The 17,504-nt window shown below is 36.6% G+C and carries 12 protein-coding genes; 7 read left to right on the plus strand and 5 right to left on the minus strand.

Annotation, left to right across the window (positions count from 1 at the left end; translation table 11 throughout):
* Positions 1 to 10 precede the first annotated feature (10 nt).
* The 3 genes from PL77_RS22495 (at position 11) to PL77_RS31570 (ending at position 4,873) form a co-directional block, all read left to right on the plus strand.
* Complete coding sequence (locus PL77_RS22495; protein ID WP_044210542.1) at positions 11 to 1,639, plus strand: RagB/SusD family nutrient uptake outer membrane protein; 1,629 nt, start codon at positions 11 to 13, stop codon at positions 1,637 to 1,639.
* A 21-nt stretch (positions 1,640 to 1,660) separates the two neighbouring features.
* Positions 1,661 to 3,574 (plus strand): Ig domain-containing protein, encoded by a 1,914-nt coding sequence (locus PL77_RS22500; RefSeq protein WP_044210544.1) that lies wholly within the window; start codon positions 1,661 to 1,663, stop codon positions 3,572 to 3,574.
* Between the two features lie 216 nt (positions 3,575 to 3,790).
* A complete protein-coding gene (locus tag PL77_RS31570) occupies positions 3,791 to 4,873 on the plus strand; it encodes an AbiH family protein (protein ID WP_052444648.1) in 1,083 nt (360 codons plus the stop codon).
* A 184-nt stretch (positions 4,874 to 5,057) separates the two neighbouring features.
* Here the strand turns inward: PL77_RS31570 and PL77_RS22510 are convergent, their stop codons facing one another.
* From PL77_RS22510 to PL77_RS22525, 4 genes are all read right to left on the minus strand, one after another.
* Entirely contained in the window at positions 5,058 to 9,044 is a 3,987-nt protein-coding gene (locus PL77_RS22510) for a hybrid sensor histidine kinase/response regulator transcription factor (RefSeq protein WP_044210546.1), read from the minus strand.
* Between the two features lie 315 nt (positions 9,045 to 9,359).
* Positions 9,360 to 10,439, minus strand: a complete 1,080-nt coding sequence (locus PL77_RS22515; RefSeq protein ID WP_044210549.1) for a glycoside hydrolase family 26 protein — start codon at positions 10,437 to 10,439, stop codon at positions 9,360 to 9,362.
* A gap of 2 nt (positions 10,440 to 10,441) precedes the next feature.
* Positions 10,442 to 12,244 carry a sulfatase-like hydrolase/transferase gene (locus PL77_RS22520; protein ID WP_052444649.1) on the minus strand — a complete coding sequence of 601 codons (1,803 nt, stop codon included), beginning with the start codon at positions 12,242 to 12,244 and terminating at the stop codon, positions 10,442 to 10,444.
* A 92-nt stretch (positions 12,245 to 12,336) separates the two neighbouring features.
* Positions 12,337 to 13,881, minus strand: coding sequence for a sulfatase (locus tag PL77_RS22525; RefSeq protein ID WP_044210551.1), 1,545 nt, complete (start codon positions 13,879 to 13,881; stop codon positions 12,337 to 12,339).
* 575 nt (positions 13,882 to 14,456) lie between these two features.
* Here PL77_RS22525 and PL77_RS22530 point away from each other — a divergent pair.
* The 4 genes from PL77_RS22530 (at position 14,457) to PL77_RS22540 (ending at position 17,219) form a co-directional block, all read left to right on the plus strand.
* Entirely contained in the window at positions 14,457 to 16,082 is a 1,626-nt protein-coding gene (locus PL77_RS22530; protein WP_063769043.1) for a sulfatase, read from the plus strand.
* Between the two features lie 154 nt (positions 16,083 to 16,236).
* Positions 16,237 to 16,422, plus strand: a complete 186-nt coding sequence (locus tag PL77_RS31870; protein WP_156152493.1) for a helix-turn-helix domain-containing protein — start codon at positions 16,237 to 16,239, stop codon at positions 16,420 to 16,422.
* A gap of 18 nt (positions 16,423 to 16,440) precedes the next feature.
* Positions 16,441 to 16,632 carry a hypothetical protein gene (locus tag PL77_RS31875; RefSeq protein WP_156152494.1) on the plus strand — a complete coding sequence of 64 codons (192 nt, stop codon included), beginning with the start codon at positions 16,441 to 16,443 and terminating at the stop codon, positions 16,630 to 16,632.
* A gap of 179 nt (positions 16,633 to 16,811) precedes the next feature.
* Positions 16,812 to 17,219, plus strand: coding sequence for a DDE-type integrase/transposase/recombinase (locus PL77_RS22540; protein WP_052444650.1), 408 nt, complete (start codon positions 16,812 to 16,814; stop codon positions 17,217 to 17,219).
* A 95-nt stretch (positions 17,220 to 17,314) separates the two neighbouring features.
* Here the strand turns inward: PL77_RS22540 and PL77_RS22545 are convergent.
* Positions 17,315 to 17,504 (minus strand): IS3 family transposase (locus PL77_RS22545; protein WP_044210553.1); only part of this gene is annotated, 190 nt, incomplete at its 5' end.

The following is a 17,504-nucleotide window of genomic DNA, read 5'->3' on the forward strand; positions in this document are numbered from 1 at the left end:
CAATGAACTAATGAAAAAATCGATTATAAATAAAATTGCCTTATTGATTCTTACAGCCTTTAGTTTGAGCTGTTCCAATGAGTTTCGCCCCCCATTTTTAGATACAGAATCTACTTACAGTACACCTTCAGGACAGTTTGCCGCTTTGAATGGTATGTACGGCACCATGATCAGTTTTCAAGCCTATGCCAACCAAATGCAAGCTTTGAACCTACATTCGGGTTTCTTTTACTCAGGCAGAGAATCGGATAACTTTGGCATCGCCGCTCTAAATCCGTTTTCAGATAACGATTACGTTGAAAGTATGTGGCAAGGAACTTACGGAACCATCAACAGTGCCAATGACTTTATTTACAACGTGAACAAAGTCTATGACAACAATGTGGATGTGATGTCTGATGATACTAAAAACTACCTCGGCCAAGCCTATTTTGTAAGAGCATTCTCTTATTTCAATGCCGTACAAATGTGGGGTGAAGTACCATTGAGAGTAGAACCTACTAATGAAAATACGGTGCATGTGGGAAGAACTAACAAACAACTCATTTTTGATCAGATCATTGAAGATTTGAATTTTGCCAAAACATTGATGGCCAATGATACACAGACATTAGGTTATCCTAAGAGTTATGCCGCTAACTTCTTACTTTCAAAAGTCTATGTGTACATCGCCTCTTGTGTGAATGCTGGTGATGAAGCATTGAAAATTGAAGGCTATACCAACAGCGGTGATGATTATTGGTTGATGGCTTATGATGAAGCAAAAATTGTAGAGAATCAATATTCGTTGGTTCCGAACTATGAGGACCTTTGGCACGAACAAACAGGAAACAATACTGACGAGTCGATCTTTGAATTACAATTCAACATTACGGCCGTTAATAAAACATTCATGTTTTTCTATACTCCAAAAGTCTATACACAAGGATTTAGCCACAGTGGTAGAATACTCACTAACCCTGCCGCTTACGATCTTATCTACAATGATTCTCCAAACGATCCTCGATTGAAATCAACCTTTGTTACTTCATTTGTTGGTTTTAGAGATCAAGGCGGTAATGTGACGGAAAACCCATACGTAACGAAGTGTTACCCTGAATCTACGATCAGAAATAACAGAACAAATGGCTTTACCCCCGTCTTGAAATTGATGGAGAAAGACCAATATTCTACAACCATCACCAGCAACAAAAACTGGATTGTTTACAGATATGCAGATTTATTGTTGATGTTAGCCGAAATCCAAAACGAAAGAGGTTTGGGAGCTGATGCTTTGCAATATGTGAACCTAGTGCTTGATAGAGCGAGAAACAGCAATGAAGGATCGGCTGAGCCTGCCAATTGGGACATGATGCCTCAGACGGAAATGAGACAGAAGTTATTCACTCAAAGAAGAGCAGAGTTATTGGGTGAAGGGCAAGATTGGATGGACACTAGAAGAAGAGGTTACCAATTCTTCAAAACCAATGTAATTGATCCTCAAAATGCATTTAGAATGGGTGAAAATGGAAATACCAACTTAGATCCTGCGTTCCCTGATGATCCTAAAGCATTACGTTTACCAATTCCTCAAGTGGAAATCAATACCAATCAGGCGATTTCTGGAAGTGATCAAAACGAGGGATACGGCGCCATTTAAGAAACTAAAAAGAGCAACAACATGAAACGATATATATATAATCCCCTAGTACTATTCATCTTGGCTTTCTTCGCCTTGAGTTGTGAAAAGGAGAAAATTCCAGGCCACTTGGAAGACAATGTGATGAATCCTCCGGTCAATTTGGTGTACAGTGAAACATCTGCTGGCTTTTTGGATACTATTCAAACCGAACTGCCTACTTGGGATGGAACCACAAACGTAAAGTTTGAAATCGATACAATTACATCTAGTGATGAGGAATTCAACTTATTTGCCTTCTCTAAGCTCGTGTCTATTGACAACGCTACAGGTGTAATTACGCTTTCAGATAAAGCACCCATCGAACTAGTAGGTACTTACTATTTTGGTGTAAAAGTATATTATTCAGGTGGATTAGTGACACACGATAGTGCTTCCATGATTGAAATTGTAGAGCTTCCTTTCGCCATCAATTATGAAGGTCAGCCTACTTCATTCAACTTCACTCACCAAGGTGTAATGGCGTCTCCAACCATTACAGATTTACAGGATCTGACAGTAGAAGGTTATGAATTAGTCCCTGAGGTACCAGGCATCAGCATCAACGAAGAGGGGCAAATCATCAAGGAAAATAACGATACTCCTGACGGCGATTATGCTTTTGAGGTAGTAATGACCACCGACAAAGGCGTGAAGCGATTTGACAGTGTGTATGTCACAACGGTGCTTCCATTGAATATTGATTTAACCTATGAAGCACAAACGGTGAATTTCAACTACGTAGGTGAAATTGCATCGCCTGATATCAGTACTGTAGAAGACCTTGACATCAACGATTTCACCTACAGCATGACTGGTACTGACGGCAATGCAGTAGAAGGCCTAGTGATTGATGAAAATACAGGTGTGATTTCGAAAACGAACTACAATACACCTCCTGCTACCCATCAACTGACCGTGACTGTTACAACACCAATTGGCGATAAAATATTTGCAGATGTAATGACCGTAACCGTTGGCGAAAGACCTGAATTAACGTACTCAGGAGCCACTCAAGGCGGAGCAACTTTAACAACAGCAACCCTTTCTCCATGGTCAGGAATGAGTGCTTCTATCAATGTGGACGTTACAACAATTGGTACTGATTTAGAATTTTCATTCTTGGATAACCAATTTACAGGAATCGCCATCGATGCTACAACCGGTGTGATTACAGTGGCTGAAGACAGCAATATTCCAGAAGGAACTTACCCTGTCAATATCAGTATTTTGGTAAAAGATCACGGCTTGAATGAAGTGATGAACTACGAAAATGTATTCAACATCGTTTCTTCTTTAGAAGCAGGAAAAGCAGAGGAAGTCTTGGAAGACTTTATGGATGATACAACCTATCCAAACAACCTCAAACTCGAAGAAGATGTAAATGGTTTCCAAAATGCAGACTTTGGTGATAAAGCCTTTACAGCCGTTCCGTTCTGGCAAATCAGAACGCAAAAAGGTCTAAAAGGTGCCCAAGGAACAGTGGAAGGTTCTAAGATTCCTGCAGGTCAAGACTTCGCATCAACAGCATTAGTAAAATCAATTCAAATTGATGCGGATGTAAGAGGTCTTACTGTAAGTTTTGATGAGATGTACGGCTACAACGAGAGCAATGCAGATCAAACTGAAAAAACATTGACGTACAACTACGATCAGGATATCGATGCCGAAATCGTAGAATCAGGCTGGACAACAATTCCGTTTACAGACGGCACTAGCTTCTCCACTACCGCAGGATGGGGAACAGGCACGCTCAACAACGTAAAAGGTGCATTGACCGCCGAAAACATGAGAAGTGGTCGTATCAATATCATGATCCGTTTCAACCTCTACGCCGGAGCTCCTGCCAAAAACCCTTGGCTCGTCGATAATTTTGAATACACGCTTTATAAAAAATCAGAAGCAGTATACGAATAATCAATCTTAGAGAATTGAAATAAGATCTCAACCGACATCAAAAAAGCAGTCTACTCAATGTGATGAGTGGACTGCTTTTTTTGTTTGTTTTGTGGGATGGGATGTATTTTCTTCTCTCTATTTCAAGTGTCAAATTATTATTGATAATTTGTCAATACATACTCATAAAAAACTACTATTAATTATATTTATTTTTGTAAAAACAAATAACAAAAAATGGAAGCTCTTAACAGACTAATTTTAATAGGTAACGGATTTGATAAAACTCATGGAATAGCCTCTGGTTATAACGATTTTATAAACAGTATCTTCAACGTTGAGGATTATAAAAAAAAATTAAATGACAGTTTTAATAAAAACAAACAATATAAGGGGGGGTATTATAAAGAGATTGATTATAATTTATTTACAATAAATATTTATGGTGATAATATTGATGACCCACCTAAATTAGATGATTTATTTGATAAGTTTGGGCAAGAAATACGTCAAAAAACTCAAGAAACAAATATTAATATTAGTGCGAGGTTTAAAAATCAACTTCTTGCTCGGGTAATTCTAAAAAACCATATAAACTGGGTAGATATAGAACAAGAATATTTTGATACTTTAATCGAAGTGCCAAGTCAAGCAGAAACATTAAACAAAGAACTAGATGAAATAAGGGACCTCCTTGAGGAATATCTGAACAAAACTTACCAAAATACTACAATAAAAATCAATGCACATCTTCTAAAATTAATGGTTCCTGAAACAGGAGAAAAAGAATATGATGCAATTGCAAAACATACTTTAGCTTTAAACCTAAACTATACTGAAACACTTAAAGTATATAATCTCCAAGAATACTTTTTAAATTATAGTGAAATTCATCTTCATGGTAAACTGAATAGTAAGAATCCTTACAGACCATTATTTGGATTTGGAGATGAAGAAAGTGAAGAATATAAAATTCTTGAAAAACTAAAAGGTCATCAGGCCTTACAACAGGTAAAGTCCTTGAGGTATCTAGAAAATAATAATTATAGAAAAGTATTAGATTTTTTAAGTCAAGGTGATTTTGAAGTAATTATACTTGGACATTCATGTGGTCTCTCAGATAGAACTTTACTTAAAACCATATTTAATCATGAATCCTGCGTTAGAATAAAACCTTATTATTTTTACAATAAAAAAGAATCTTGGGATGATTCATTTGAGAGAACTGCAAATATAGCTAGATGTTTTGATAATAAAATTTTACTTAGAGAACGAGTAATTGATAAAGAAACTCTATGCCCATACTCAATAGTAGAATAAATTAATTTGAAGAACCTCCCTTTTTCAAGTGTTTAGCCGTCAGGTGTCACTAGGAAATGAATATGAAAGAGGTCTCACGACTTCTAACCAAAAAAATATTCGAAGTCGGGAGACTTCGCCAATTATTACTCACAAGTGACGCCTATCGGCTTAACACTTGCGATATTGCTCTGTATTCCAAGCATCACCCCTCTCCATGCTCCTTAATATAAACCGAAGGCGTCACACCAAACTGTTCCTGAAAGCATTTTCTAAAGTATTTGAGGTCGTTAAAGCCCACCTCGTAAGTGACTTGTTTGATGTTCAGTTCACCCTCAAGGAGTAATTCACCGGCTTTTTCTAGCTTTATTTTTCTGATAAATTTACTGACAGAAAGGTCGGAAACCACCTTGAATTTTCGGTACAATTGTGTTCTGCTGAACCCGAGGTCTACTGCGAATTTATCGACATCGTAATCCTCGTTGGTGACATTTTGAAGAATGATTTCTCTGGCACGAACAAGAAGTGGATGTTCTTCGGTTGGAGAGTTTTCAACCGTGTTTTTCTCGGAAGAAGAATATTTGGCGATGAGTTTTTTGCGGGAGTTCAAAAGTTTCTCCACACGTACCAAGAGGTGTTCCGGGTTTAAGGGTTTTGGGATATAAGAATCGGCACCTACTTTTAATCCTTTTAAGCGGTCTTCATGTTCTGAGAGAACGGTGGTGAGAATAATAGGAATATGATCTGTTCTTTCGTCTTTTTTGATCAAATCGCAAAGTGTAAAACCGTCCATTTCGGGCATCATCACATCAGAGATAACGATATCAGGTATACATTCCACGGCTTTATCATAGCCTTCCTTTCCGTTGGTGGCTTCAATCACTTTGAATTGACCACTTAAAACCGATTTTACAAACGTTCTGATATCAGGGTTATCATCAATTACCAAAGCGATATCTTCAGTCGTAGAATCAAGATTATCTGAAGTCAAAGTTTCAATTTGATGAAGGACTACATCGTTTTTGTAGATGCCTACGGTATCGTTGCTACTAAGGTCTTTTACAACTTTTTCGTCGGCTTGATACACATCATAAAGCGGAAGTGATAGCGTAAAGGTTGCTCCATTTTGGGTTTTATTGTTTTTGACTTCCAAATTGCCTTTGTGCAGATGTGATAAGCGTTTGGAGTAGTTCAGCCCAATCCCTGTCGAATACGACCTGTTTTTATCTCCGTAATAACGATCAAATATTTTATCAATGACAGAAGGATTAATTCCTTTTCCTTGATCAATGACATGAATAGTAAGCCATTCTTCTTCCGTCTCTACTTTCAATTTTATAGTCCCTGAAATTGGGGTATATTTTAAAGCATTCGACAGTAAATTAAACAGAATATCCTCCACAATGGCTTTATCAAAATAACACTCCAAAGGAGCAGAATCTTGCTCCAATTCAAGCTGAATCTCTCTTCGATTGGCTTCATAAACAAACGCATTTCTCACCTCTTCGATAAAGACATTGAAATCTCTTTTTTCAACATTAAGATGTTGTTTGGTTTGCTCAGAATTTCCAATATTTATCACTCTATTGACCAGTTTCAGCAATCGATCTGCATTATTATACATAATCAGATGTTGCTCGAAAAAGGGGTCATTTTCTTTTTTCTGCTGAATGAAGGAGGCCAATGGGCCAAGAATCAAAGTCAGGGGTGTTTTGAATTCATGAGAGATATTGACATACAGTTTTGCTCTCAAATCATCCAATTCATTTTTCTTTTGCAAATCCAATCGGTCAATTTCCAACTGATGTAAATGCTGAGCCTTGACCAACTTCCTTTGAGTGAAAAGGTAAATCAAACCCAACATCAAACAGACATACAAAACAATCGCCACCGGATGTCTCCATAATGGAACAGCGATGACCACTTGAAGATCCAAAGTATTTTCAGACCAAACACCTTCTCCATTGGTCGATTTGACTTGAATGTTATATTCCCCTGAAGCAAGGTTATTCAATTCTAAATAACTCACCCCATCGGGCAATGTATGCCACTTCTTATGTAATCCCGACACTTTATAAGCGTATTGGATTTTACCTTGATTCAAATATTCCAGGTTACTAAATCCAAAGGCAATGGAGTTTTGGGCATAAGGCAACTCAATTTTCGCCTTATTTTCTAAAGCTGATTTTACATATTCATTGGAATGATAAAACACCTTTTCCCCTCCAATCAACACCTCTTTAACGGTGGGAATAGCGTAATTTTTTTTAGTGTCTAATTGATTTGGAGAAAATAAATCAATGCCTTCTGTTCCTCCAAACATCAGTTGTCCTTCGGCTGTCACTCCTACCGAATTACTGAAAAATTCTTTATTCTCTAAACCATCATTTGTAGTAAAAATGCGAGAATTCTCATTTTCAAGATGAGGGTTGATGTTCACCAATCCTTTTGATGTGCCCAACCAAATATGTCCTTTTTGATCTTCTGTAATCGATTCTACACTGAAAAAAGCATCATCGGTATTAAAATACTGTCGAAAATGTTGATTATCATAAACTGTCAATCCATCATCTGCACCAATCCAAAGTAAACCATTTTTCCCTCGGAAAAGCGTCACACAAAAATTACTAGACAAGCCATCTTGCACCGTATAATTCTTCAAATTGAGCACTGTATTGTCTTGATCCAAAATCGCCTTAAAAATCCCTGCTCCACTGGTCGAAGCCCAAATTTTCTCCTCTTCTACTAAAATGGAATGAATCGGTTTTCCTTTACAAAAAGGCTGATTGATAAATAAAATCGGTACAAACTGATCGGCATGAGCAATGTATTTGTAAACATCTCCGGTATAAGTCCCGAAGTACACATTACCTATTTTATCACTGGTAATCGTTGTGATCAACGGCGTCTTCTCCTTACCAAAAGGATTCTTTAAGTGCTTGATCTTTTTGATGGTTTGACGCTCAAAATCAATGGCATCAAGGTCAAAGGTATACACTCCTCTATTTCCTTTTTTGGATAGCCAAACTTTTTTGTATCTGTCTACAGTTAACGTATTGAGCGTGGCTTGGTCAAAGTTTTTAGTTTTTAGTTTAAAGTACTGATCGGTTGATTTTTGATAGTAATAAATACCATCCGCCCAACGATGGAAAAGCAGGTCTCCATTTTCTAATGGACAAAGGTTAGATACCGCAAATGAGAGTTGGTTTAATGCTGACTCCTCTTTTTTTACCAAGTTTTGAACGTTGTATAATTGATGTAAGCCTTTTCTTCTTGATCCCAACCAAATCAATTTTTCAGTTTCTAAAGCACATGAGATCGGCATTCCTATTGCCTCATTTTTGGGCTCGATGGAAGTAACTTCTAGGGAAAATATATTGATGCTTTTCAATCCGTTATTGGTACTCATCAATATGTTTTCTTTGTTCTTCGATAAGATCAATTGATAGGCTGAAGCTTCGTATATTTTAGTGTACTTATTCTTCTGTTTTGATGTCACATAAATACCATCTCGTTCTGAAACCCAAATCCTTCCTGATGGATCTTGCACCATTGAATAAACATATTGATTAATGCCTTCAAATACCCTTGAAAAGTGTTGTTCTTCTTTTGCTTTAAATAGAATACCTTTTCTGGTACCTAAATAAATACCTTTTGAGTTTGATTCGAGTAGGCAAGTAATGGTATTATTCGTAATAACTTCTTCTGATTTTTGATCATAGACTTTTATCGTATTAGTACCAAGATTGAGTTGTGCAAGTCCGTCATTTTGTGTTCCCACCCAAACTTGATTTCCTTCTTGATCAAATGAAATGCATAAGGAGTAATCAGTTATAAAGTTGTCCCTCGATTTACTCCAATTTTCATAACTGTAATCGTTGAGGTTGATTCTGTAAATGCCATTGTTGTTCGTTGAGACCCAAAGGTCATTTTCAAACAGGTGGAGGTCATTAATTTTTAAGGCCAAAAATGCTTTGTTCAATTGCCTAAATGAGACTACTTCTTGCCCGTCATATCTATACAATCCCTTCCATGAGGCAAACCAGATAAACCCTCTTTGATCTTCTACAATACTATTGATGGTAGAAAAAGGAGAGTTCTCCACTTGCTCTAATTTGTCGAGCTGTACAATGTTTTTCCCGTAGCTGAAATTGACGATAAAAAATAATATTACAAGTAGTAATTTATGCATACTTATAGGGTTTCTGTCCTAGTGGTTCAATTTAATAAAATGAGGGTTAGGGATGGGTGATTTAGGATTTTTTGATGAAAAAGAGAAGTAAATTAATACTTCTCTCTTTGCTGTCCGTCTAATAAGTAGTCACATATTTATTGTTATTTTTTTTAGAAGTCGGAGACTTCTTTTGATCTTTAAAACACAAGAGACGCTAACGCTTAACTCTTGCGCTATAGATCCGTTTGGTGTCTTATAGATCTCCCGATTTCTAACACTATTTATTTTTTCTTGTGGTTCGGTGGGCAGTCACATAGGACCGCCCCAACGTGGTTATTGTTTTTTGTAAATGTTGATGTTGTCGTCTATAAAAATGGTGGAGGGACTTTTGTGAAATTCAACGAAATCATCGTAAAAAATATCTCCTTTAATGGGTACCCAATAGCCTCTTTCTTCTGAATTATTTCGCCATGTGAGGGCAAATGTAATTTGTGAGGCAATGGGATCATTGATGATCGGTTTTAAGATCATCTCTGTATAGAATTTGGGATTGTCACAATTCTGCATTCCAGATCTATAGCCAAATTCTGTTAGCGCAGGAATCTTGTTATGAGCATTAGCAAATTCTACTGTCTCTTTGATAGCAGTGATGAATTTAGTTGGAAAATCTTTTGCTTCTCCATAAAAATCCATACCGCAAATATCTACATAATCGTCCCCCGGATATCTCTCATCATACTTCCCTTTAGATGGGGAATAAGCATAAAGGAAATTGTGTACTTTTTTGGCTTTGAGGTAATCAACGGTATACCTCCATACTGCAACGTATTCTTCTGGTGTGCATGATTCGTTCCCCCACCAAAACCAATTACCGGTGTTCTCATGGAAAGGTCTAAAGATCACGGGTACTTTTACATTATGCGCAAACTCTACAATCTCATCTAACCATTCTGTATAAACTTTATGTGCAGACCCTCCAGGCATAATTTCTACCATGGCATTTCCTTCTGTATCATAAACCTTTCCACCTGTTACGGGGTTTTTCGCATGCCAACTTACAGTGATGACCCCTCCCATTTTGTGGGCTTTTTTGATCATGCCTTCGTATTTATGGAAATTATTTGGCCCAAAATCATAACCAAACAACATCGGAAAAGTGCCATAACCTGACTTTACATCAGACCTGTTTTTTACACCTTTATGATCCACCCACGGTTCTGGATAACAACCTGATAATTCTGTAAAATGGTGTCCAAAAATAAATCTGTTATCTGTAAAAGATTGAAGGTTTTGATAAAGCCTTTCGGTTTCTTTTGTCGCCTTCTCATCTATTTGTGCGTGTACATTGGAAACCGAAATTCCAATACACAACATCAATAAAATAAAGTATGTTTTTTTATAAATTTGTTTCATGTCTATATCGTTTTCTTTCGTTCAAATAGAAGTTCACTCAACTTCAGATCTTTAAAATATGTACTGTTCTCGGTCATGGTAATTTTTAATAATTGATCCCCTTTTTCTAACCTCAATGTACATTCTCCCTCTTTAGATTTTTCAGCAAAATGAACTATACGCTCTTGCCCATTAAATTTAAACTTAAGATCAAAACCCTTTGCAGTTTTCTTAGCCAATTTAGCCGATATCGTATATTTTCCTGCTTTGTTTATCTTTAATTTATAACCAACTTCTCCATTTCCATCCTTCGGAAAATCAACCAAATGAGAGCGATTCTCAAACCCTTCAGCTGAGGAAAGTTGAACGGCCAATACTTTTGTTTTCGTCTCATTCGATCCTGGGTATCCTACAAAAGCTGGTTCCCTTTTAAACGAGTGCTCTTCTTCAATCATTTCATTAAACCACTCTTCCAATCGATCACGCATTTGATCTGCAATTTCCCTATTTGCTGAAGCGATATTGGTACGTTCTAATACATCATTTTTATGATCAATAAGTACCATATTATCAATTGGTGAAGGGGAATTTTCACATTTCACGGCATTATAAATCAGCTTATAATCATCCGTAATCAAAGTGAGCATTTGATCTTTAAATTGATAAGTGGTCTTTTCGCCATCAATGTAAGGTGCAAACTGATTTTTCTCTGATCGTGTAGGTGTCCAATAAGAGAAAATAGCTTCTTTACTTTCCATTTCCTCTTCGTTTCCAGTAAAACTTTTGACCATACTACGTCCATCGATTGGTAAGTTTTTCTTTGGAAGTTTAGTACCTGTCAACTCTAACAAAGTAGGAAAAATATCCGTGATAGAACACATCTTCTGTACGTGTTTCGGTTCATAAACACCTTTATACCTAACATACATCGGTGATTTTATCCCGTTCTTCCAATTTCTCGCTTTATTCCCAATAAAAGTATGATTGTTTCTCACCAACCACTCTTCCTCAGTTTCTCCATGTTTTATTGGACCATTGTCCGACATAAAAAACACTACTGTTTTGTCTTCAAGACCTGAAGCCTCAAGGTACTTTAATATTCTCCCTATTTGAAGATCGGCGAACTCTTGCATTGCCAACAAAGTAGCATATTTCTCAGACCATCCTTTTTTCAAATACTTCTCTACTATCTTTTGAGGAGCTTTCCAATGACCATGCGTACTCAATGATGACACATAAGCTAAGAAAGGCTTGGTCTTATTTCTCTCCATAAAATCAATGGCCATATCTGCGATCTGCTCATCTGACCACTTCTCATCGTAGTGTACTCTTTCACCATTGAAATAACCATTACTAGGAAAATGATGGTATAACTTGGCATAAAAGCCTTCATCAAAACCTCTTTGCCAAGGCCAATACCCTTCTGCTTTGCCTGAATGCCATTTCCCCCACATTCCAGTGATATAACCATTCTTTTGTAACAAATCAGCAAATGTAGTTTCTTCAATATTAAGGAAATCATTTCCTCCATGCATACCAGTCACACTCGTTCTCCAAAAATCTCTTCCTGTCAGCAAACTTGCTCTAGTAGGAGCACAAACACTTGCTACATAGAAATTATCAAACTGAACCGATTCTTGTGCCAACTTATCAATATTTACGGTTTTGGATGCCGTGTTTCCATTGATCGATAAGTCATCAAAACCCATATCATCCATCTGAATGATCAATATATTAGGTTTCTCCAATTTACTTTGACCATATATTGCATTACAAATTGAAATACTACATAATGCAAGGATGGTAATTATTTTATTTATTTTCATTTCATTGATTACTAACAATTTAATCCTCTCACGAATCTTTCAGCTTGAAAGCAAGGGCGTTGGAGTACAACGCCCTCACAAACCATAAAGCTTTATTTTACTTGCTTCCCAAACTCACCAAATGCATGAGGAAAAGTAGAAATCACTTCTTTCATATACCCTTTCATCTCTTTCAATTTGGCTTGATAAGACGGATCAAAAGCAAGATTGTTTTGTTCCTTCGGATCTGCTTTTAGATCATACAATTGATCATCATCATAATACCCTGGGAACTTCGCCTGACCATTGTATCTGTCGTTTTCTTGTTTCCCTTCAATCGTAAATTCCTTTCTATTTTCCTTAGTGATTTTTGCTTGAACATCATCAGGAAAACGAGTCGCTAAATATTGAAAATCCTTTGTGATAATGGCTCTTTGATAAACCACCTCGCAGTATAAATAATCTCTTTCCAATGCTATCCCTTCCATCAAATGAGGCAAAAGGTCAATACCATCTGCATGATAATCTTTTGGAAGGGTAATCCCAGCGGCCGAAAGTACGGTAGGCACAAAATCAACTTGAGAAGTTAACTCATTAATTTGCTGTCCTTTTTTGATTTTACCTGGCCAAGAAATTCCAGCAGGTACCAAAGCGGCAGATGTATAGCAAGTCATTTTTCCGGTTACACCATGATCGCTCGCAAAAACAATGATGGTATTTTCCGTCAAATTCAATTCATCTAATTTCTTATAAATGGCACCAATTCCCTCATCCAACCATTTGATTACAGCATAGTCAATAGGATATCCTTCATCCAAAGTTTGTCGGATCAAATCGGCTCTTTTTGGCATATATTTACCATCAATACTTTCCTCCAACAATCCATGTGGTGTGATTCTAGAATCCGCCTCCATTGAATGATAAGGGCTTGGAACGTGTGGAATTGTAGTATTAAAGGATAAGAAGAAAGGCTTGTCTTTGTTTTGATCAATAAACTCTAATCCTCCTTTAGTGATCCATTCTTGATTGTGAACTTGTGCTTCTTTTGGTAAAGCTAATGCATGAAGATTATTCCCATAAACGCTTTCTACATATTCAAAACCGCCTGCTTTTTTGATGTAATCCACTTGTTTTGCATAAAGTTCTTTGAGCTGTTTTGCCACATCAGGATCAGTTATTTTTTTGTCTAAATTCATTTCCTCATATCTCCCCTCCACTTGAGGTTGTCCATTGTGCCATTTCCCCACAAAACCCGTAGCATATCCATTTTCTTTTAATAAATGAGCTACTGTTTTCTCTGAACCATGCTCTGCAAGGTCTCCATTCCATCGAATAAAAATAGGATTATCTGTTGGAAAGTCGTTTAAGTAACTATTACATCTCGATGCGTATCTACCCGTCATTTGTCCATACCTTGAAGGTGTACAAACCGGTGCTGATACATAGTTTAAGTTGAGCTTGGCACCATCGTTTACGATTCTGTCCATATGAGGAGTGGGCATATCACATCCGAAAGCACTCATCTGATTAAGCTCCATATCATCCACATAAATCATAACAATATTAGGCTGATTGCTTTTCACCTCTGTCTTTGTTTGGGGTGAAGTACAACCAAAAATGGAGATAATAAATAAGGTATATAAAAAAGTTTTCATCATTTCATTAAGATTAAAAATACCACAAAATTTGATATCACAATACTAGTTAGTCTGTATGTATTAGTAGGGGGAGTCGAGTGGAAAAACAAGGGTATTATTGTACCAAATCATTGATTGGAGGGAATTAGGGTGGTTTTTATCCCGTAGATGCGTAGCCTGCTACGCTTGACAGAGTGAAAAGATGAATAAGGTGAAGTTTTATTTGATGGTAATTAAATGTTTTACTTTCTAGTTATTTAATGCGTTTACGTAGCAGGCTACGTGGCTACAAAATGAATTGCTATCACCAAACTGTAGAAGCATAGTCTACTACGCTAGAAAGATTGAAATGAAAAACAAGATGAAGTTTTATTAGATGGTAATTAAATAGTAAACTTTCTAGCTATTTAATGCGTTCACGTAGCAGGCTACGTGGCTACAGAAGGGGAATCCCGTTCCATTTTAAAGGGGTAGTCAAACCAGACACATTAAAAACTATTCCATCACTTTCTGAATTAATCAAGAATATCAAAATTGAATTATAGTAAGAAATGAAAGTTTCTGAATCCAATTTTATATTTCAATTCTGAATAAATATGAAACATCTTTTTAAAACGATTATTACAGCTTCTATCTTTCTTTTATTGTGGAGTTGTTCAAAATTAACCCCTTCAACTGCTAAAAATGATCCACCTAATATCATTTATATTTTTAGTGATGACCATTCTACGAAAGCGATCAGTGCTTATCAAAGTGGAATTCTAGCGAAGCAATTTCCAGATCTTACTCCTAATATCGACCGATTGGCGAAAGAGGGAACGATCATGAACAATACATTCTGTACGAATGCGATTTGTGGACCTTCGAGAGCGGCAGTATTAACCGGGAAATTCTCTCATGTGAATGGCTTTTTTAAGAATGAACATGGGGGTGATTTTGATGGTTCCCAAGAGACATTTCCTAAGCTTTTACAAAAGGAAGGGTATCAAACTGCTGTTGTAGGAAAATGGCATTTAGGGACGAAACCTACTGGTTTTGATTATTCAAAAGTAATGATAAATCATGGTGGTCAAGGGACTTATTTTAATACCGTATTTTTAGAAAATGGTAGGGATACTTTGACAGAAACAAAATTCCATTCAACGAGACAAGTTTGGGAGGATGCTCATGCTTGGTTGGATCAAAAAAGAGATAAGTCAAAACCATTTATGTTGATGTATCAGTTTAAGGCTCCTCACCGCCCTTGGGAACCTGCTCCTGAATTTGAGGACGAGTTTAAAGACGTTGAAATTGCCGAGCCTGAAACGTTCAATGATACTTATGAAGGTAGACTAGCGGCATCAGATACTTGGCAAACGATCGAGAGAAATTTGAATAGAAGAGATCTTAAGGTACACCCTGAAAATCCGGATAACTTTACGAAGGAGGAACTGAAAAAGTGGTACACTGAGGGGAATAATAATGAAATAGTTTGGGCTCCAAATACAGAGGTGAAAATGGATGCACAACAGTTGAAAAAGTGGAAGTATCAGCGATATATCAAAGATTATTTACGATGTGTGAAAGGTGTTGATCACTACATTGGTGAGTTGTTGGACTACCTTGATGAAAATGGATTGGCTGAGAATACTATTGTGATTTATTCTTCTGATCAAGGTTTTTATTTAGGTGAGCATGGATGGTTTGATAAGCGCATGATGTATGAAGAGTCATTAAGAATGCCGTTTATTATTCGCTATCCGAATCATGTTCCTTCTGGAAAAGTTTCGAATAAACTGTCTATGAATATTGATGTGGCTCCTACTCTCTTGGACTTTGCTGGAGCGGAAATTCCAGAGGAAATTCAAGGGCAATCTATTAAGCCCATATTAGAAGGAAAAGAGGTAAAAGATTGGAGAGATGCGATCTATTACCATTATTATGAGTTCCCTTTTTGGCATCATGTACAACCTCATTATGGTATCAGAACGGAACGTTATAAGTTGATCCATTTCTATTACAATCCTGAGAAAAAGAAGGGAGAGTTTCAAGATCATTGGGAGTTATTTGATCTAGAAAAAGATCCTAATGAATTGAATAATTTGTATGGAAAAATGGGTTATGAAAAATTGACGGAAGATCTAAAAAATAGATTGGTAGTGCTTCAGAAAGAATACAATGAAGATACACCCGAAGAAATGATGAGGAAGACGGATGTGCATATTGAAAGGGTTTATGAGTAATCCCATGTAGGGGCGGTTCCTATGTGACCGCCCGACGAACCATCAAACAAGTCAATTAAAAAACTCCCTGAGGTATCATTTTTACCTTAGGGAGTTTTCTTTTGTTGACGATTGTAAAGTCCTAAAATAACGATACACTAAAACAATCGTTATTATGGAAGAGAATAAAAGTCAATATGTTAAAAGAACTCAGAAGGATTATTCAATGTCCTTAAAACTTCAAATTGTGTCAGAAGTTAAAAGTGGTCAATTAAGTTTAAAAGGAGCTAAACGGAAATATGGAATACAGGGAGATAGAACAGTAAAGGTTTGGTTACAAAAATATGGTAACTTTGACTGAAACCATAAAGTCAGTACCATGAAAAAGAAAACACCTGAACAAGAACTGTTAGAGCTCAAACTGGAATTGGAAGCCGCCAAAAAGAAAATTAATAGATTAGAAACAGAAGCTGAGAAAGTAGATCATAAAGCCATCACTTTCGATATGATGATTAACCTGGCCGAGAAAGAGTATAAAATCGACATAAGAAAAAACTCTTCACCCAAGTAGTTGATGATTTCAGAAATGGATATTCTAAAGGGATTGAATATTCAAGTCAGTTACTTGGGAAAGATCGTCAAGTGTACTACCGCTCCATCCATCGTAAGAAGAAAAATCTGGAAATTTCTGAGCAAGTAGTAGCACTCATACAAAACGAGAGGATAAAACTTCCTAACAGTGGTCATAGGATGCTGTATTCCCTACTTTATCCTCAATTAAAGCCTTTAGGTGTAGGACGTGATAAGCTACTTCAAATTATGAAAGCTAACCACTTAGAAATACAACCTAAGAGGGCTTATCATGTAACAACAGATTCAGACCATAGATTTAAAACTTATCCAGATTTAGTAGATGGTCTTGAGATAAATAGACCTGAACAGGTTATAGTAGCAGATATTACTTATGTAGGAACAAGAGACAACCCCTGGTATTTGGCCTTAGTGACGGATGCCTATTCAAAAAAGATAATGGGTTATGACTTATCTAGATCTTTAGATAAAGAAGGTTCAATTAGAGCCTTAAAAATGGCGATAAAACAACGGGAGTATAAAGGAGAAACATTAATACATCATTCTGATAGAGGAGTCCAGTATTAGTATTGCAGTAAAGCCTATCAGAAGTTACTTAGGAAATCAAAAATCATAACAAGTATGACAGAAACTGGATTTGCAACATTTTTTCGGATAAAAAGTTAAGCCACCTTTTGATTATATAATTCTAAAAACTGTTTTGGAGATTTATAGCCCAAAACAGAGTGAATTCTCTTTCTGTTATACCAGACTTCAATAAATTCAAAGATGTCATTTCTAGCTTGTGCAAAAGAGTAATAATACTTATGGTCAACCATTTCTGACTTCAATATTTTAAAGAAGTTTTCAGCC

Origin of the sequence: Flammeovirga sp. OC4, assembly GCF_000812565.1 — a bacterium.
Classification (GTDB): Bacteria; Bacteroidota; Bacteroidia; order Cytophagales; family Flammeovirgaceae; genus Flammeovirga.